Below are 19630 nucleotides of genomic sequence, written 5' to 3' on the forward strand. Positions count from 1 at the left end.
TTGGACATCAGCATTTCTCAGCAATATCATAGATGAGGCGCTCCGTATCTTCCCATCCGAGACAAGGATCAGTGATGGAGCATCCTGGGGTCATGTGATCGCTGATATCCTGGCGGCCTTCGAGAAGGTAGCTTTCGATCATAACACCTTTAACCAGCTTTCTGAGGTCTGGATTATAGTTACGACTGTGAAGTACTTCTGAAACAATACGGATTTGTTCCTTGTATTGTTTGTTGGAGTTTGAGTGGTTGGCATCTATGATGATGGCAGGGTTCTTAAGATCTTTTTTGGCATACAAAGCAGACAGATGCATCAGATCTTCATAGTGGTAGTTAGGAATAGTCTGTCCGTACTGGTTTACACCACCTCTGAGAATAGTGTGTGCCAGATCATTTCCTGAAGTTTCCACATCATTTCCTCTGTAGATGAAGTGGTGTGGATGCTGTGCAGCAGTGACGGAATTCAGCATAACAGAGAGATCACCGCTGGTAGGATTCTTCATACCGACAGGAATATCCATGCCGCTGGCAGTGAGACGATGCTGCTGGTTCTCCACAGAACGTGCACCTACAGCTTCGTAGGAGAGAATATCATCCAGATAGCTGCGGTTTTCAGGATAAAGCATCTCATCTGCGGAAGAGAGTCCTGTCTCCTGCATAACTCTCATGTGCATCTTGCGGATAGCAATAATTCCGGCAAGAAGGTCAGGAGCTTTATCAGGGTCTGGCTGATGAAGCATTCCTTTGTAACCGTCACCTGTGGTACGGGGCTTATTTGTATAAACTCGCGGGATGATCATCAGTTTGTCAGAGACTTTATCTGCCACTGTTTTCAGTTTGCGTACATATTCGCAGACTGTATCTTCGTTATCAGCGGAACAAGGTCCTACAAGGACGATAAATTTATCTGATTCACCGGTGAAGATACGGCGTATTTCTTCATCGCGCTGTTTTTTTACTTCTTTGAGTTCCTGGCTGAGAGGGTACTGAGATTTCAGAACCTCCGGTAAAGGGAGCTCGTGATTGATTTTCATAGACATGATCTGTTTCCTCCATATAAGTACATGCAGGTCTTTGATAATGCCGGAACTCAGGAATACTTTATACCTGACCGGACTGCCTGCATATTTTCCTTTACAAGTATAACATGGTGTTATCTAAAATTCCAGTACTTTAACACTTTAAACTGACATGTTTTGAGAGGATGTAATCAGACCGTTTTTTATGCCTGTTTCTTAGCTTCACAAAAATGCTTTCAGATGTTACAATCAAATAAAAGATATGAGGAAAGAAATATCAAAAGAATACCAAAGAAAGTCGGGGTGAAGGTTATGGAGATTAAGAGTATTATGATAAAGGACACAACCAGAGAAGAAAGAAAACAGATTGTGGAGGAATCTTTTGGGAATATTTCTGCAAGCTGTGATGGCTGTATGGCGGGACTGACAGAGATGTATCAGGAATATATTGATGGTACAAAGGAAATCCGCGACATTAACATGGAGTTTAATGCACACTACGTACGGGAAGATTTGGATGAGAAATCAAAGAGAAGCTGCCCGATGTAGATAAAACAACTATATGGGAAACTTGCAGATCCCGAATATGCAGGAAATAACAAGATAACAGGAGAAGGATAATAAAATGAGTACAAACAATATGGATAGATTTGAATTCAGATGTATCAGACCGGAGGAGACACAGCAGGCGATAGAGATCGAGCAGATCTGTTTCCCGCCAAATGAGGCATGTTCCCCGAAAAGTCTGACAGAGAGAATAAAAGCAACAGCAGAAACATTTCTGGTAGCTGAGGATAAGGAAACCGGAAAGCTGGCTGCATTTCTTAATGGAGTTCCTACAGATGAGGAGGCTTTCAGAGACGAATTCTTCACAGATATTTCCCTGAGTAATCCTGAAGGCAAAAATATCATGCTTCTGGGTCTGGATGTCCGTCCGGAATATCGTATGCAGGGACTGGGACGTGAACTGGTATCCCGATACTGCCAGAAGGAAGCACAAAAAGGACGAAAGAAACTTTTCCTCACCTGTCTGGATGAAAAAGTGAAGATGTATGAGAAATTCGGCTTTACAGATCTGGGTCAGGCAAACTCCACCTGGGGCGGAGAAGCCTGGCATGCCATGAGCATCGAGATTGGAAGATAATTAACGAGCAGAACAGACAGGAGAGTGTACAATGAGCCTATACGCAATCGGTGATTTTCATCTTTCGTTTACAGTCAATAAACCTATGGATGTATTTGATAAAAGATGGAAGAACCATGTGGTTAAGATTGAGAAGTACTGGAAGAAGAGAGTAACAGAGAATGATACAGTAGTGATAACAGGAGATCATTCCTGGGGGAGAGATCTTGCAGAGTGTCAGGCGGATCTGGATTTTATTATGGCTCTGCCGGGCAGGAAGATTCTGCTTCGGGGAAATCACGATATGTTCTGGGATGCGAAGAAAACAGAAAATCTGAATGAGATGTTCAGAGGAAAGCTGGAATTTTTACAGAATAATTTTTATACATATGAGGATTATGCACTGGTGGGAACCAAAGGCTACTGTTATGAAGGAAAAGACAGCTATGAGCATTTTCTGAAGATCCGAGAGCGGGAGTTGGGGCGGCTGCGCTGCTCTTTTGAAGCGGCGAAGGCAGCAGGATATGAGAAGTTTATCATGTTTCTTCATTATCCACCTACAAGTATTGGAGAGATGGAGAGTCCGTTTACCCTGATGGCACAGGAATTTGGCGCCGAGAAGGTAATCTATTCTCACTGTCATGGAGAGAAGCGGTATGATGACAGCTTTAAAGGCTATGTGGATGGAATAGAGTACAAGCTGGTATCAGGAGATTATCTGAATTTTAAACCGGAGCCAGTATTACGCTAATGGTAATCTTTATATCGGTATTCGATTATAGGTGGGTAGTGGAGTGCGAATATCTGTTTAATATTAAGCATCAGTAGTATAGAAAAAATCCCTGGGAAGTATTATACTTTTCAGGGATGATTTTATGTGCTTTGAGAGAAAATATCTTCGGGGAGAAATGAGAAAATGAAGATTTACTACAGAGAGAAATCTGGCGGGATTGAAATTCTGCGGTGTTTTGGAATAGAGGGCAGAGTTGAGATTCCGGGAATGATAGATGGCAAATTGGTGATCAGTGCGGCACCGTATGCATTTTCCAGTCATATGGATGAGAAAGAAGAACTGAAAAATGCCAGCCTGTGGGAAGTGTCAGATGGTCTTGGGTTTGGCAGAGAAGAGCATGTTCTGGCAGGAAATGATGTGGAGGAGATTGTTTTTCCTTACACTTTAAAAGAGATTGGACGATATATTTTTTATGGCTGCGGAAATCTGAAAAAGCTGGAGTTTTCTGACAGCCTGATGCAGATAGGCTGTGGTGCATTTACAGGCTGCCATGCATTGGAGAAGCTGACTGTTCATATGAGACAGGGAAAGAAGTCAGGCGTTAAGGAAATGCTGGGCGAGATGTGGCAGAGGATAGATGTAAACTTTCTTTATGAGTATGAAGAAGCCAGACTTGTATTTCCGGAGCATTATGATGAGGCGGTTGAGAACACTCCGGCGCGTATTTTGTATACGGAATATCATGGATCAGGCAGTAATTACAGGCAGTGTTTTTATGATAAGGAGCTGAATTATCAGGAATATGACAGGCTTTTTGAAATGGCGGTAGCCATGGATAAGCTGGAAGTTCTGGTTGATATGTCATTTGGCAGACTGGAGTTTCCTTATGAACTGACCGGGAAAGCCATGGAGAATTACAGGGAATATATCCGTAAGAATCTGGGAGATATTGCAGAATATCTGGTAAAGCAGGAGGATATGCACAGATTGGAAGTGATATCCTCGCAAAAACTCTGGACACTGGAAGGAATTGATTCTGCGTTGGATTGTGCATCTAAGAGAAAAGAAACGGAAGTATCCGCATTTTTGATGAATGAAAGAGCAAATCTGGTGGATAATACGGCAGGAAGTGAACGTATCGATGTGGATAAGCTGCAAAATAGTCAGGAAGCTGACAGGACAGAGCAGGGGAAAAATGAACAATCACAAACTACAGAAAAATCTTTGAATAGAAGAACTATACTAAGAAAAAAGAGGTTTGAACTGTGATAGATATAGAGGAAAATAATGATGCAGCCAGAGGATAAAATACAGGAAATAGCAGAAAGAGCAGAGCGTTTGCAGGAAATCGGCAGCAGTATTCTCAGGGTTGCGCGGGATGAATTATATCTGGGAATGCGGTTTTTGGATGTGGCGCTGAGCAGTTTTTCTTATCAGATGGATGGTCAGGTCCATGGATTTGGAACGGATGGAAGAGTGATGTATTTCCAGCCGCAGATGCTGGGAGGCTTATATAGAGAGAACAGGATTCTGGTGAACAGAGGGTATCTGCATATGGTATTCCACTGTATTTTCCGGCATTTTGCATGGAGCGGTACAGAAAGTAAGAAGAGGGCAGACGATGGAATCACAATCCAGGAACGTATGCGTGATCTGAGTTGTGACATTGCAGTGGAGTATATGATAGATGGGATGAGCTATCGGAGTATCCGTTTCTCACGCAGTCTTCTGCGAAGGGAAACATACCGTCTCCTTGAAAAAGAGGGAAAAACCCTCAACGCACAGAGAGTATATAAAATATTGTCAGAATGGAATCTGAACGAAAAGGATCTTACAAATCTGGAACAGGAATTTCGCACAGATGACCACAGATACTGGGAAAGTAAGAAACCGGATCAGAAACCGAATCCCATGCTCAGCCGCAAATGGGGGGAGATCAATGATGGAATCGAGACGGATCTGGAAACCTTTTCCCAGGAGGCAGGTGAGCGGGACGGAGATTTCCTGGAGCAGATAAAAACAGAGAACAGAAGCCGGTATGATTACAGAGAATTCCTGCGGAAATTTGCAGTTTTTCATGAAGAACTGGCAGTGGATGATGACAGTTTTGATTACAATTTCTATACCTATGGTTTGCGTCTCTATGGAAACATGCCGCTGATCGAACCATTGGAATCCAAAGAAGTTAAGAAGATAGAGGAGTTCGTGATCATTATCGATACCTCCATGTCCTGTTCAGGAGAACTGGTGAGAAAGTTTCTGGAGGAAACCTACGGTGTACTTAGTGAGAGTGAGAGCTTTTTTACAAAAATAAATGTGCACATCATTCAGTGTGATGAGAAAGTCCACACAGATAAAAAGATTACTTCTCAGAAAGAAATGAAAGACTATATGGAACATCTGGAACTGTATGGAGATGGCGGAACAGATTTCAGGCCTGCATTTGAATGGGTTGATAAACTGTTGGAACAGCATGAATTTCATAACCTGAAAGGGCTGATCTATTTTACAGACGGATTCGGAATTTACCCGAAGAAAATGCCGTCATATAAGACTGCGTTTGTGTTTATGCAGGATAATTACAGAGATGTGGATGTACCGGTATGGGCCATGAAACTGATTTTGGATGAGGATGATTTTGAGAAGCCAGACAGGTAATGAAATAAAAAACTGAGTAAAAGTAAGAAGTGTTCAGCAGGAAAGGATTTACATTATGGATATAAAACGAGCAAAACAAGAGATAAAGGACTCAATAGAAGCATACCTTGCGAAGGATGAATTTGGAGAATATCTGATCCCGGCCATACGCCAGAGACCAATTCTCCTTATGGGGGCACCGGGTATTGGAAAGACGCAGATTATGGAACAGATCGCCAGGGAATGTAAGGTAGGTCTGGTATCTTATACTATCACACATCACACCCGTCAGAGTGCAGTAGGACTGCCGTTTATCAAAGAGAAAACCTTTGGTCAGGAGACTTTTTCTGTCACAGAATATACTATGAGTGAGATTATTGCCTCTGTCTATGAAAAGATGGAAAAAACAGGTCTCAGAGAAGGAATTCTTTTTATTGATGAGATTAACTGCGTATCAGAGACCTTGGCGCCTATGATGCTGCAGTTTCTTCAGGGAAAGACATTTGGCAATCAGAAAGTACCGGAAGGATGGGTGATCGTGACAGCAGGAAACCCGCCGGAATACAATAAATCTGTCCGCGAATTTGACGTAGTAACCCTTGACAGAATCAAGAGGATTGATGTGCAGCCGGATTTTGAAGTGTGGAAAGAATATGCCTATGAGCAGGGAATCCATCCGGCTGTGATCTCTTATCTGGAGCTTCGCAGAAAGAATTTCTACAGAATGGAGAACACAGTAGACGGACGGATTTTTGCCACTGCCAGAGGCTGGGAAGATCTTTCTAGGCTGATACAGGTATATGAAACACTGGATAAAGAAGTGGACAGAGAGGTGGTATATCAGTATATCCAGCATCCAATGATCGCAAAAGATTTTGCCGCATATCTGGCATTATACAATAAGTATAAGACAGACTATGCAGTGGAGGATCTGCTTCAGGGTAAATGGACACCGATCACTCTGGGTAAGATCCGCAATGCTTCACTGGATGAGCATCTGAGTATTGTTGGTCTGCTGAACGGAAAGCTCAGCCAGTTATTTGCAGACTGTTATTTTATGGATGCCTATGTGACAAAGCTCTATGGTTACATGACAGAATACAGAGATAACCTTCCGGAAATGACGCTGGAATCCATTTATAAAAAGGCAGAAAATGATTTTCAGATTGCAAAAAAATCTGAGCTTCTCACTAAAAATGAAGAAAAAGTATTTATCCGTACAGTGGATTTTCTTGAGAAATTATGGATAGAACTGAGGGGAGAAACTGGTTCTGAAGATAAAACAGAGAATAATAAAGCTGTTGAAATTTCAGAAAAAGATACCTATGAGCGGGCAAAAACAGCTTTTGCAACGGAGGCTGACAGTCTGGAAACTCAGACAGAATATATCTCTCAGACGCTTCAGAATGTTTTTGATTTTATGGAAGCTGCCTTTGGTGATAGCCAGGAAATGGTAGCATTTATTACGGAACTGAATGCAAACTTTTACAGTATCTGGTTTATCCGGGAAAATGGTTCTGACCAGTATTACCGTCACAACAAGGGACTACTGTTTGATGACAGACAGAAACTGATCCTGGGACAAATGGAGGAACTGGAGAACACGATGAAGCGGGGACTAAAAAATTAATTTTCATGCCAATTAGCATTGGATTTTCAGATAAATCGTGGTATGCTGATGAATAGAATTATTATTTGAGTGAAAAATATCAGGAATGCAGGCGCATTTGACTGTGCAGCAGTAGAACGATATGGAATCACTAGAAAAAACGAGGAGGAATATAAAATGGAATTAGAAGTATTAAGAAAAGATATGGTTGCAGCTATGAAAGCCAAAGATAAAGTAACAAAAGAAGCAGTTTCTTCTCTGATTTCTGCGGTAAAGAAGGTAGCGATCGATGAGGGATGCCGTGATGAGATTAAGAGTGATTTGGTGGACAGAGTTATTTTGAAGGAGTTGAAAACTGTAAAAGAACAGCTGGATACCTGTCCGGAAAGCCGTGAGGATCTGAAGGCTGAATACCAGGCAAGATATGATGTGATTGCCAAATATGCACCAAAACAGATGGATGCAGCAGAGGTAAAGACATATCTGGAAGAAAAATTTGCAGATGTGATCGCAACGAAAAATAAGGGGCAGATCATGAAGGCTGTTATGGCTGATATGAAAGGAAAAGCAGACGGAAAGGTAATTAATCAGGTTGTGGCAGAGCTCTGCAAATAATGTGCTATCTTAACCGAATCAAGTAAGTCCCCTGCTTCAATTGCGAAAAGCAATAAGCAGTGGGTGGGACTATATGAAGAATAGGATCATCCAGCAGATTTGGTATGCAGAAAGCTGGATAGTTATCAAAATAGCCGCAGTATGCTGGAATGTCCGGATACTGCGGTATTTTATTAGGAGGTGAATATATATATGGAGTTTCAGCATGAACTGATCATTCCTAATGAGGGATTTCCGTTTAAGGTTTTTCTTTTTGAAGGAGGAAATGGCAATTATGTGCGTGAGAAGCACTGGCATACGTCTGTAGAGATTTTTGCTGTGATGGAGGGGCGCCTGGATTTTTTTGTAAATAAGGATGAATATCCGCTGAAAGCTGGAGAGCAGATAATCATTAATTCCAATGAGACCCACTCTATCCATGCTGTGGAGAAAAATAAAACAGTAGTTCTGCAGATTCCTCTGAAACAGTTTGAGAATTATTTTACTGCCCAGAGATATATCCGTTTTCGGGGGCAGGAGGAGCTGGTGGATAAGAAACTGGCTTCTTTGCTTCGTAAATTATATCATGTGTATTCCGAGCGGAAAATTGGATATGAGTTCCGGACAATTTCTATTTTTTACGAGATTATGTATATCCTGGTGAAGGATTACCGTGTGACAGAGACCAGGGAGAAGGATATCCGACACAGCCGCCGTCTGGATGCATTGTCAAAAATCACCACATATATGCGTGAGCATTACAGGGAGGAACTGAAGCTTTCTGATGTGGCGGCTACTTTTGGATACTCGGATGCATATTTGTCGCGAATGTTCCAAAAATATGCAAAAATCAACTATAAAACTTATCTGCAGGATATCCGTATGGCATATGCGTACAGGGATTTGCTGAATACAGACCATACAATTAGTCAGATTGCACTAGATAATGGATTTTGCAGCAGCAGGGGTTTTTCCGGGGAATTTCAGAAAAGATATGGGGTACTTCCAAGTGAGATGCGAAAACAGATAAATGAAAAAGGTCAAAAAAACGCTATAGATTAGACAAGAAAACTGGCGAAAAGTACCATTTATTCTGATATATTCTAAGCACAGTCAAGAAAACGTAATATCTACAGAATATAAGGAGGTTTTTGAAGTGAAAATTCAGAATGTAACAGATGCTTCCTTCCGTAAATATGGAAAGGTGCTTGAAGGGTATGACTTCAGTGCTCTTCTCAAAGAAATGAAACATACACCGGTTCCGGATGATGTGGTTTATGTACCATCTGTTGAGGAGCTGGAAGCTCTGGATGTAGCAAAAGCACTGCAGAATAAAGGATTTGGCGGAATCCCGATCGAAATTGGATACTGCAACGGACATAATAAGAAATTAAATGCAGTAGAATATCACCGCAGTTCAGAGATCAATGTAGCGGTAACAGATCTGGTGCTGCTTATCGGAAGCCAGCAGGATATCACAGATGATTTTACATATGATACTTCTAAGATCGAAGCATTCCTGGTACCTGCAGGAACAGGTATTGAAGTATATGCAACTACACTTCATTATGCGCCATGCAATGTACAGGATGGCGGTTTCCAGTGTGTAGTCGTACTTCCGGCAGGAACCAATACAGATCTTACATTTGAGACAGCTAAGACAGGCGAGGACAGCCTGCTGACAGCTAAGAACAAATGGCTCATTGCACATGAAGATGCGGCAATCGAGGGTGCAGTAAACGGACTTCGTGGAGAGAATATCACCATTGACTGAGTTGCTCGGAATCTGTGGCAGTAGAGTATCAGAATATAGTAAATGAATAACAAAATCATATAAATACATATCAAATATGGAGGAATTTATATTATGAACAATATACCAGTAGTAAAACTTGGATTAATCGCAGTAAGCCGTGACTGTTTTCCGATTCAGCTTTCTGAAAAGAGACGTGCAGCAATCAAGGAAACTTATAAAGGTGAACTTTATGAATGTCCTGTAACTGTTGAGAACGAGAAGGATATGGAGAAAGCTCTTGAAGATGTAAACAAAGCAGAGTGTAATGCGCTGGTTGTTTTCCTTGGAAACTTCGGACCTGAAACTCCTGAAACTCTGATCGCAGAGAGATTTGACGGACCTTGTATGTATGTAGCAGCAGCAGAAGGTGACGGTGATATGATCAACGGCAGAGGTGATGCTTACTGTGGTATGCTTAACTGCTCCTACAACTTAAAAATGCGTCATCTGAAAGCATATATTCCGGAATATCCTGTTGGAACAGCAGATGATATTGCAAAGATGATCGCTGATTTCGTACCGGTTGCACGTGCAGTCATCGGTGTCAGCAATCTTAAGATCATTACTTTCGGACCACGTCCACAGGACTTCTTCGCATGCAACGCACCTATTAAAGGCCTCTATGAGCTGGGTGTTGAGATTGAAGAGAACTCAGAGCTTGATCTTCTTGTTTCTTTCAAAGAGCATGAAAATGATCCTCGTATCCCGGAAGTTTGTGCAGATATGGCCAAAGAGATGGGCGAAGGCAAATATTATGCTGACCTTAATGTGAAAATGGCACAGTTTGAGCTTACACTTCTTGACTGGGCAGAGGCTCATAAGGGAGCAAGAAAATACGTTGCATTTGCTGACAAATGTTGGCCTGCATTCCCGTCACAGTTTGGATTTGAACCTTGCTATGTAAATAGCCGTCTGGTTTCCAGAGGAATTCCGGTATCCTGTGAGGTTGATATCTACGGAGCACTCAGCGAGTACATCGGACTTTGCATTTCCAATGATGCAGTTACACTGCTTGATATCAACAACTCTGTTCCACAGTATATCTATGATGAAGATATTAAAGGAAAATACGATTATAAGCTTACTGATACATTTATGGGATTCCATTGTGGAAATACTCCTGCATGCAAGATGTGTGATTCCAGAGCTGTTAAATATCAGCTGATCCAGCACAGACTTCTTGAGCCGGCAGGATCTGAACCAGACTTCACAAGAGGAACTCTTGAAGGTGATATCGCTGCATCTGACATTACATTCTATCGTTTACAGTGCAATTCCGAGGGCGAGCTGGTTTCTTATGTTGCAGAAGGTGAAGTACTGGATGTACCTACAAGATCATTCGGTGGTATCGGTATTTTCGCAATCAAAGAAATGGGAAGATTCTACCGTCACGTACTGATCGAGGGCAACTATCCGCATCATGGAGCAGTTATGTTTGGACATTACGGAAAAGCATTCTATGAGGTAGTGAAATTCCTTGGACTGGATGTTAAGAAGATTGGATACAACCAGCCTGCAGGTGTAAGATATCCGACAGAGAATCCATGGGGTTAATGAGACATCAGTAAAACGGATTATTAATGTTCATGTGAAGTGAATGAATCTGAATACAGAATAAATAAACTGACACTATATTAAAGGCATCCCGGGGCTTTGCTCTGGGATGTATTAGATTAGAAATAGAAAAGGAGAGCACTTATGTATTATATTGGTATTGACCTTGGTACTTCCGCTGTAAAACTTCTTCTTATGGAAGAATCAGGAAAAATCTGTAACATCGTATCCAGAGAATATCCTTTATTCTTCCCACATCCGGGCTGGTCTGAGCAGAAACCGGAAGACTGGTTTGCGCAGAGTATGGAAGGTATGAAAGAGCTGACAAAGGATATCGACAGAGCGCAGGTAGCAGGAATTGGTTTTGGCGGCCAGATGCATGGTCTGGTAACACTTGACAAGGATGATAATGTGATCCGTCCTGCAATCCTCTGGAATGACGGACGTACAGGCGAAGAGACAGAATATCTGAATACAGTGATCGGAAAAGACAAACTTTCACAGTATACAGCAAATATTGCTTTCGCAGGCTTCACAGCACCGAAGATCCTCTGGATGCAGAAAAATGAGCCTGAGAACTTTAAGAAGGTAGTAAAGATTATGCTTCCTAAGGATTATCTGGCATATCGTCTGTCCGGTTCTTTTTATACAGATGTTTCTGATGCTTCCGGTATGCTTCTTCTTGATGTGAAGAACCGCTGCTGGTCAAAAGAAATGCTGGAGATCTGTGGAATCACAGAAGAGCAGCTTCCGAAACTGTATGAGAGTTGGGAAGTAGTAGGAACTCTGAAACCTGAGATTGCGAAAGAACTTGGATTCAGTGAGAATGTAAAAGTTGTTGCAGGTGCAGGTGACAATGCGGCAGCTGCTGTAGGAACAGGTACAGTTGGTGACGGTCAGTGTAATATTTCTCTTGGAACATCCGGAACTGTGTTTATTTCCAGTAAAAACTTTGGTGTGGACGAAAATAACGCACTTCATTCTTTCTGTCATGCAGATGGAAGCTATCATCTGATGGGATGCATGCTCAGCGCAGCTTCCTGTAACAAATGGTGGGCAGAGGAGATTCTTCAGACAAAGGATTTCGCAGCAGAGCAGGCTCCAATTCAGAAGCTGGGAGAGAATCATGTATTCTTCCTTCCATATTTGATGGGAGAACGTTCACCTCATAATAATCCTGATGCAAGAGGTGTATTCTTCGGAATGTCCATGGACAGCACAAGAGCAGACATGACACAGGCTGTTCTGGAAGGTGTTGCCTTTGGTCTTCGTGATTCCCTGGAAGTTGCAAGAAACCTTGGAATCAAGATTGAGAGAACCAAGATCTGCGGTGGTGGAGCTAAGAGCCCACTGTGGAAGAAGATCATTGCAAACGTTATGAACCTGAAGGTTGATGTTCTGGAGAATGAAGAAGGACCGTCCATGGGTGGAGCTATGCTGGCAGCAGTAGGCTGTGGTGCTTACCCGGATGTAGAAACCATCGGTAAGAAATTTGCCAAAGTTGTTGATACAGTAGAACCGGATCCTGAACTGGTTGCAAAATATGAAGAGAGATATCAGAAGTTCAGAACTCTGTATCCGGCGATGAAGCCATTGTTCTAATCGAATATCTGCCTGACATACTGGGGTTGTTGTGCTTATTTAGCACAACAACCCCATTTTGACGTACATCTGATGATGACCAATCACCATAACCTATTTGATTATGACATATCAGGAAAATGGCAGCTTCAGGAATTCTTCCATGGCTCTGCTGATATAGCGGCCTTTCTTCCAGTAAAAAAACACAGTGCGTTTACTGCTCTGGCCGGGCAGCTTATAAAAAACAAGTTCTGAATTTGTTGGAACTCTGGAGAGCAGAAGATCCCCGATGAAAGTGATACCCATTCCCAAACATGCAATATTATAGGCAGTCATCTGCTGATCCAGGCGAAATACTACAGAAGGCGAAAAGTGATTTTCCTGACAAATGGTAAGTGCACGCTTACCGGTATCATTATCTGAACGAAGAATAATAAATGGTTCGTTCTCGAATTTGTTTAATGGAACAGAAGGAATATGAGAAGAACGGAACTGCCCGTTCCGGATTTCCTCAATAGGAATCTGATATTCCTGCAGTCTGGTATTTACTGAATAATTTTTGGGAACCGCTAGAAGAAGTTGTTCTTTCTGGTAGATATAATGTTCAAAAATCTGGTTATCCAGAATACAGTTATCAATCACCAGATCTAACTTTCCGGCCTGGAGAAACTGGGATAGCTTTGCTGTACTTTCTTCTACAAGAGAAATTTGAACATGGGGGAATTTTTGGGAAAAATCAGCAATAAGGGGAGGCAGAATCCACGAAGAAAAAAAGTTACTGCCACCTACATTAAGAGTTCCTGTTTTGAGATTTCCCAGATCCAGTAGGTAGTTTTCGAGATTATTTTCAATATCCATGACTTTTTCAATAGCCTGTATATAATGTTTTCCGACTTCAGTTAACTGTAAAGGTTTGGTACTTCGATCAAAAATAGGATAACCAATGCGGTTTTCCACACGTTTTACATTTGCACTTAAAGAAGGCTGCGAAATGAAAAGAGCAGCAGCAGCTTTGGAAAAGCTTTTTTCCTTGTATACCTCATAGATGTATTCCATTCCCTGAAACATATAAACTCCTCCGATATATAACTTAAACACTATATATTTTATAAAAATATATGTATTTGATTATATTATAGCAGAGATATATAATGAGGGCAAATACATGGGAGGGCGAATAACTATGAAAAAAACAGACTATCGTGTAGAAAGGGATTCTATTGGTGTAAAGGATATTCCGGAAGATGTATATTATGGAGTACAATCCTTACGTGCGGCTGAAAATTTCCACATTACGGGGCTGAATATGCATCCGGAAATTATTAACAGTCTTGCATACATAAAAAAAGCAGCAGCGATAACCAATTGTGAGGTGGGGCTTCTTGAGAAGAAAAAAGCACAGGCGATTGTCCAGGCATGTGATGAAATTGTTTCAGGAAAATTCCATAATGAATTTATTGTGGATCCTGTTCAGGGAGGAGCTGGCACATCTTTAAATATGAATGCCAATGAAGTAATTGCAAATCGCGCGATTGAGATACTGGGAGGAAAAAAGGGCGATTATACAATTATAAATCCTAACGATGATGTGAATTGTGGACAGTCTACCAATGACGTTATTCCTACTGCCGGTAAAATGACTTCTCTTCGTTTGTTGCAGAATCTGAAAAAACAGCTTCTTCGCCTCTATGATGCTCTTAATGAAAAAGCTACAGAGTTTGATCACATAATAAAAATGGGGCGTACACAGATGCAGGATGCAGTACCAATTCGTCTGGGACAGGAATTTAAGGCATATTCGGTAGCAATCATGCGTGATATCCACAGAATGGATAAAGCAATGGATGAAATGCGGACTCTTAATATGGGAGGTACTGCTATTGGAACAGGAATTAATGCAGATGAGGGCTATCTGAGAAGAATTGTTCCAAATCTCACTGAAATATCGGGAATGGACTTTATACAGGCTTTTGATCTGATTGATTCCACTCAGAATCTGGATCCATTTGTAGCCGTTTCCGGTGCTGTGAAAGCATGTGCGGTAACTCTTTCCAAAATGTCAAATGATCTCCGTCTGATGTCCTCCGGTCCACGTACTGGTTTTGGGGAGATTAATCTTCCGGCAAAACAGAATGGTTCCTCTATTATGCCAGGTAAAGTTAATCCGGTTATTCCTGAAGTAGTGAATCAGGTTGCTTTTAATATTATTGGTAATGATGTTACCATTACCATGGCTGCAGAGGCTGGTCAGCTGGAATTAAATGCGTTTGAGCCGATTATTTTCTATTGCATGTTCCAGTCTATCGATACTCTTGGCTATGCAGTCCAGACATTGGTGGATAATTGTATTGTAGGAATTACAGCAAATGAAGAAAGATGCCGTTATCTGGTAGAAAACAGTGTAGGTATTATCACTGCAATCAGCCCCCATCTTGGATATCAGAAGGCTGCGGATATTGCAAAAAAGGCAATTAAGACAGGCGAATCTGTAAGAAGTCTGATTTTGAAAGAAAAGCTTATGGACGAGGATGAACTTAATCGCATTCTGGATCCGATCCATATGACGGAACCTGGTATTTCCGGAAAAGATTATCTTATAAAAAAATAAGAAAAAAACAGGCGGGAAAATCTTCCCGCCTGTAAAATCGTCTGGACACATATCATATATAAATATGATTTTTATATTTTTGAATTATTCGATTGATTTCAACCGGATTAGAACAGACCTGTAATCTTACCTGTCTCGTCTACGTCGATTCTCTCAGCAGCCGGAACTTTAGGAAGACCTGGCATTGTCATGATCTCGCCTGTAAGAGCTACGATGAATCCTGCACCAGCGGAAATCTTCAGGTTACGTACTGTAACTTCGAAGTCAGTAGGAGCACCCAGTTTGGTCTGGTCATCTGTTAAGCTGTACTGAGTCTTAGCTACACAGATTGGGCAGTTGCCGAATCCAAGAGCTTCTAACTGTTTCGCCTGTTTCTGAGCGTTAGCTGTCAGAACTACTTTCTTACCGCCATATACTTTCTGAACGATCTGGTTCAGTTTGTCTTCGATAGAACCTTCCAGTTCATATGCATAGGAGAAGTCGTTTGGTTCTTCAACAAGACGGATAACTTCTTCTGCAAGTTTGATTCCGCCTTCGCCGCCTTTTGCCCACACTTCAGAAAGAGCAACGTTAACGCCCAGTTCTTTACATTTAGCTTCTACAAAGTCAAGCTCTGCTTTTGTATCTGTAGGGAATGCGTTGATAGCAACAACACATGGAAGTTTGTATACGTTTTTGATGTTGGAAACGTGTTTTAACAGGTTCGGGATACCTTTTTCAAGAGCTTCCAGGTTTTCATTGTTAAGGTCAGCTTTAGCAACGCCGCCGTTGTATTTCAGGGCACGTACTGTAGCTACGATTACAACTGCGCTTGGTTTTAAACCAGCCATACGGCATTTGATATCAAGGAATTTCTCAGCACCAAGGTCAGCACCGAAACCAGCTTCTGTGATTGCATAATCAGCAAGCTTCATAGCCATCTTTGTAGCTGTTACAGAGTTACATCCATGAGCGATGTTTGCGAATGGTCCGCCATGTACGATTGCAGGAACGTGTTCCAGAGTCTGTACAAGGTTTGGTTTCAGAGCATCTTTTAACAGGGCTGTCATAGCGCCTTCTGCGTGAAGGTCACCTGCTGTTACAGGTTTCTGCTCGGAAACTTTTCCGTATGTATATCCGATGATGATCTTGGATAATCTTTCTTTCAGGTCTTTGATGTCGCTTGCAAGACAGAGAACTGCCATGATTTCAGATGCAACTGTGATGTCGTATCCGTCTTCACGAGGCATACCGTTTGTCTTTCCGCCAAGACCATCTACTACGTTACGAAGCTGACGGTCGTTCATATCTACACATCTTCTCCATGTGATCTTACGTGGGTCGATGTTTAATGCATTGCCCTGGAAGATATGGTTATCGATCATAGCTGCCAGTAAGTTGTTAGCTGCGCCAATGGCATGGAAGTCACCTGTGAAGTGAAGGTTAATATCTTCCATAGGAACAACCTGTGCATATCCGCCGCCTGCTGCACCACCTTTTACACCGAATACCGGTCCTAAGGATGGCTCACGAAGAGCTACCATAACACTCTTGCCAAGTCTCTGCATACCATCTGCAAGACCTACAGTAGTAGTAGTTTTACCTTCTCCTGCTGGAGTTGGGTTGATAGCTGTAACGAGGATTAATTTTCCGTCCTTCTTATCACTTTCTTTCAGAAGATTGTAGTCGATTTTTGCTTTGTATTTTCCGTACTGCTCCAGATATTTGTCGTCAATACCTGCTTTCTCTGCGATCTGAGTAATTGGAAGCATCTCGCATTCCTGTGCAATTTCAATGTCTGATTTGAATCCCATAATTGTTTTTCTCCTTTCGTTTCCGCATAACATGAAAAACTTCTGTTGCTGTTCACTCTGCGATCAGCAACAATTATTAATTGAAAGAAGTATTGGCCGGTCTGCCTGGTATTCCTGATTTCTGCCCTGAAAGTTATAAAAAAAGGCCAGTATCTGAATATTTCAAATACTGCCCAGACGGTCGGCTCCCACAAACCTCCGACTCCACGTGGTTTGCACTCCACTCTTTCCGTCAGTACTCGAAGGTTCTTTCAATTGATGAATACAATATATCATTTTGAGAAAAAAATGTCAAGAAAATTTTTGTTGAAACGTCAAAAAATGTGAGTAAACTGGATAAAAGTTGTGCAAATTGATAAGAGAAGAGAATCGTAATCCCTGGTAATGAAAGAAAATACGTTTTCTCAAGGGAAGAAATTGTTAAAAAATAAACACAGTTTTCCCTGACAAATGAAGAAAATATAAAAAGCGGGTAAAGACTGTGCAAAATATGGAAAATGGAATTGACAACAGTTCAGAAGATATGTTATTCTCATCTTTAGTATGAAAAGACACTATCGTTTTCATGCAAATATTTGCTCACATTCAGAGACAGTTTCTGAATGTTAAGCCATACGGACAGGCGGGGCAGTTGCCGGGTGGGAGACACCACATTATTGATTGAGTTAGAAGCTCAAATTTTATAAGTTGATTACTTTATAATAATCAGTGCGTAAGCACACATCATCTTGTGAAACGGTCAATAAGAGCATAGCATATATTTGCCAGCGATTGAAGACGACAGCAGTCATGAATATTTCAGAATACGGGAACAGGCACAGGATACAGACGGATTTATACGGGAAATCCGGTCAGTATATAAAGAGACAGAGCCTGAGAAATTCTATAGATCATGAGAGAAGCAGATGGTGAATGAACTTATCTGCTTCTTTTTTTGTGCAGATATAGCAAATATAAAGGATATGGTTGGAGATAAACGCTTTGCGGGGATGTGTCTCACATGCGTTCGACTTGAATATATAGAGAAATAATTGAATCATTGTGCCGGTTTGAGGCAGTATACAATTGCTGAATGATAGAACTGTATTTGCCGGTACATGACGACAGGAAAAGAGGAACATGTCAAATGGATTATGAAAGACAACAGCATGCGCCCATATATGAAGCACTGGAACGTTTCCGAAAGAAGAGAGTCGTTCCCTTTGATGTGCCGGGACATAAAAGAGGAAGAGGAAATCCGGAGCTTGCACAGTTGCTGGGAGAGAAATGTGTGGGGCTGGATGTTAATTCTATGAAGCCGCTGGACAATCTCTGCCACCCGGTTTCGGTGATCAGAGAAGCGGAGGAGCTTGCAGCAGATGCTTTTGGCGCAGCGCATGCATTCCTTATGGTAGGAGGAACCACATCTGCAGTGCAGAGCATGATCCTGTCTGTCTGCAAGGCAGGGGATAAGATCATTCTGCCGCGAAATGTACATAAAAGTGCCATCAATGCCCTGGTACTGTGCGGTGCAATTCCGGTTTATGTAAACCCGGAGGTGAATGCGCAGCTGGGCATTTCCCTTGGCATGGAAGTCAGTCAGGTGGAGAAGGCTATGGATGAGAATCCGGATGCGGTGGCAGTTCTTGTAAATAACCCTACCTATTATGGAATTTGTTCGGATCTGCGGACTATCGTAAAGAAGGCTCATGCAAGAGGAATGAAGGTGCTGGCAGATGAGGCTCATGGAACCCATCTTTATTTCGGCAGAAACCTTCCTGTATCCGGAATGGCGGCAGGTGCTGACATGGCGGCAGTTTCCATGCACAAATCCGGCGGAAGTCTGACACAGAGTTCGCTGCTGCTTTTGAATAAGAGTATGAATGCAGAGAAAGTGCGCCAGATCATCAATCTGACTCAGACCACAAGCGCTTCTTATCTTCTGTTGTCCAGTCTGGATATCTCCAGAAGAAATCTGGCACTCAGGGGAGAGGAATCCTTTGAAAAGGTTGCAGGGATGGCGCAGTATGCCAGAGAGGAGATCAATGAGATCGGCGGTTATTATGCATATGGTATGGATCTGATCAATGGAACCAGTGTTTTTGATTTTGATGTTACAAAACTCTCTATTTATACACTGGGAAATGGGCTGGCAGGTATTGAAGTTTATGATCTTCTCAGAGATGAATATGATATTCAGATCGAGTTTGGAGATATCTGTAATATTCTGGCTTACATTTCCATCGGAGACAGGCTTCAGGATATTGAGAGACTGGTAGGGGCATTGGCTGATATTGAACGTCTGTATAAGAAGGACAGCACAGGTATGCTTTCCGGGGAATATATCGCACCTGCAGTGGTGGCGTCTCCACAGCAGGCATTTTATGCGGAGAAAGAATCTCTGCCCATGGAACAGGCGGCAGGCAGGATCAGTGGTGAATTTGTTATGTGTTATCCTCCGGGAATCCCGATTCTTGCTCCTGGGGAAATGGTGACACAGGAAATTGTAGAATACATTCTTTATGCAAGAGACAAAGGCTGTTCCATGCAGGGAATGGAGGATCCGAAGGTAGAATATCTTCAGGTTCTGAAAGGGGGTATCTGAT

General features: G+C 42.0%; 16 protein-coding genes and 1 riboswitch. Of the genes, 13 read left to right on the top strand and 3 right to left on the bottom strand.

Translation table 11 applies throughout. From position 1 onward, the window contains the following. Window positions 1-7: 7 nt before the first annotated feature. Entirely contained in the window at window positions 8-1039 is a 1032-nt protein-coding gene (locus I4V44_RS05985) for a 3-deoxy-7-phosphoheptulonate synthase (RefSeq protein ID WP_196002485.1), read from the bottom strand. A 291-nt stretch (window positions 1040-1330) separates the two neighbouring features. On the opposite strand from I4V44_RS05985, the gene I4V44_RS05990 reads away from it, so the two are divergent. The 11 genes from I4V44_RS05990 (at window position 1331) to xylB (ending at window position 12665) form a co-directional block, all read left to right on the top strand. Further along, entirely contained in the window at window positions 1331-1567 is a 237-nt protein-coding gene (locus I4V44_RS05990) for a purine biosynthesis protein PurH (RefSeq protein ID WP_196002486.1), read from the top strand. A 76-nt stretch (window positions 1568-1643) separates the two neighbouring features. Then, complete coding sequence (locus I4V44_RS05995) at window positions 1644-2162, top strand: GNAT family N-acetyltransferase (RefSeq protein ID WP_020437248.1); 519 nt, start codon at window positions 1644-1646, stop codon at window positions 2160-2162. Between the two features lie 31 nt (window positions 2163-2193). Then, window positions 2194-2892: a metallophosphoesterase gene (locus I4V44_RS06000; protein WP_020437249.1), complete on the top strand. Its 699-nt coding sequence runs from the start codon at window positions 2194-2196 to the stop codon at window positions 2890-2892. Window positions 2893-3057: 165 nt separating this feature from the next. After that, a complete protein-coding gene (locus I4V44_RS06005) occupies window positions 3058-4143 on the top strand; it encodes a leucine-rich repeat protein (RefSeq protein ID WP_196002487.1) in 1086 nt (361 codons plus the stop codon). Window positions 4144-4164: 21 nt separating this feature from the next. Next, complete coding sequence (locus I4V44_RS06010) at window positions 4165-5532, top strand: vWA domain-containing protein (protein WP_196002502.1); 1368 nt, start codon at window positions 4165-4167, stop codon at window positions 5530-5532. Window positions 5533-5587: 55 nt separating this feature from the next. After that, window positions 5588-7141: an ATP-binding protein gene (locus I4V44_RS06015; RefSeq protein ID WP_196002488.1), complete on the top strand. Its 1554-nt coding sequence runs from the start codon at window positions 5588-5590 to the stop codon at window positions 7139-7141. 156 nt (window positions 7142-7297) lie between these two features. Then, complete coding sequence (locus I4V44_RS06020; protein WP_025578938.1) at window positions 7298-7735, top strand: GatB/YqeY domain-containing protein; 438 nt, start codon at window positions 7298-7300, stop codon at window positions 7733-7735. A 192-nt stretch (window positions 7736-7927) separates the two neighbouring features. Next, window positions 7928-8776 (top strand): AraC family transcriptional regulator, encoded by an 849-nt coding sequence (locus tag I4V44_RS06025; protein WP_008708125.1) that lies wholly within the window; start codon window positions 7928-7930, stop codon window positions 8774-8776. Window positions 8777-8870: 94 nt separating this feature from the next. Beyond that, window positions 8871-9488 (top strand): DUF4867 family protein, encoded by a 618-nt coding sequence (locus I4V44_RS06030; RefSeq protein ID WP_008708127.1) that lies wholly within the window; start codon window positions 8871-8873, stop codon window positions 9486-9488. Between the two features lie 93 nt (window positions 9489-9581). Continuing rightward, window positions 9582-11063, top strand: coding sequence for an L-fucose/L-arabinose isomerase family protein (locus tag I4V44_RS06035; protein ID WP_008708129.1), 1482 nt, complete (start codon window positions 9582-9584; stop codon window positions 11061-11063). A 144-nt stretch (window positions 11064-11207) separates the two neighbouring features. Then, the gene (gene xylB, locus I4V44_RS06040) at window positions 11208-12665 is read left to right on the top strand and encodes a xylulokinase (RefSeq protein WP_196002489.1); all 1458 of its coding nucleotides are present in this window, start codon (window positions 11208-11210) and stop codon (window positions 12663-12665) included. A 111-nt stretch (window positions 12666-12776) separates the two neighbouring features. Here xylB and I4V44_RS06045 read toward each other — a convergent pair whose 3' ends face one another. Then, window positions 12777-13712, bottom strand: coding sequence for a LysR family transcriptional regulator (locus I4V44_RS06045; protein ID WP_022380824.1), 936 nt, complete (start codon window positions 13710-13712; stop codon window positions 12777-12779). A 97-nt stretch (window positions 13713-13809) separates the two neighbouring features. Here I4V44_RS06045 and I4V44_RS06050 point away from each other — a divergent pair, with 97 nt between their 5' ends. Next, window positions 13810-15252: an aspartate ammonia-lyase gene (locus I4V44_RS06050; RefSeq protein ID WP_008708134.1), complete on the top strand. Its 1443-nt coding sequence runs from the start codon at window positions 13810-13812 to the stop codon at window positions 15250-15252. A gap of 107 nt (window positions 15253-15359) precedes the next feature. Here I4V44_RS06050 and I4V44_RS06055 read toward each other — a convergent pair whose 3' ends face one another. Then, on the bottom strand, window positions 15360-17045 hold the full coding sequence (locus I4V44_RS06055) for a formate--tetrahydrofolate ligase (protein ID WP_008708136.1): 1686 nt from the start codon (window positions 17043-17045) through the stop codon (window positions 15360-15362). Window positions 17046-17209: 164 nt separating this feature from the next. Beyond that, window positions 17210-17295, bottom strand: a riboswitch (ZMP/ZTP riboswitch). 876 nt (window positions 17296-18171) lie between these two features. Between I4V44_RS06055 and I4V44_RS06060 the strand changes: the two genes are divergently transcribed. Continuing rightward, window positions 18172-19629 (top strand): aminotransferase class I/II-fold pyridoxal phosphate-dependent enzyme, encoded by a 1458-nt coding sequence (locus tag I4V44_RS06060; protein ID WP_055053065.1) that lies wholly within the window; start codon window positions 18172-18174, stop codon window positions 19627-19629. The last annotated feature ends 1 nt before the right edge of the window (window position 19630 follow it).

The organism is Blautia sp. 1001283B150304_161114_C9, from assembly GCF_015668165.1.
In the GTDB taxonomy this organism is placed as follows: domain Bacteria; phylum Bacillota; class Clostridia; order Lachnospirales; family Lachnospiraceae; genus Blautia_A; species Blautia_A wexlerae.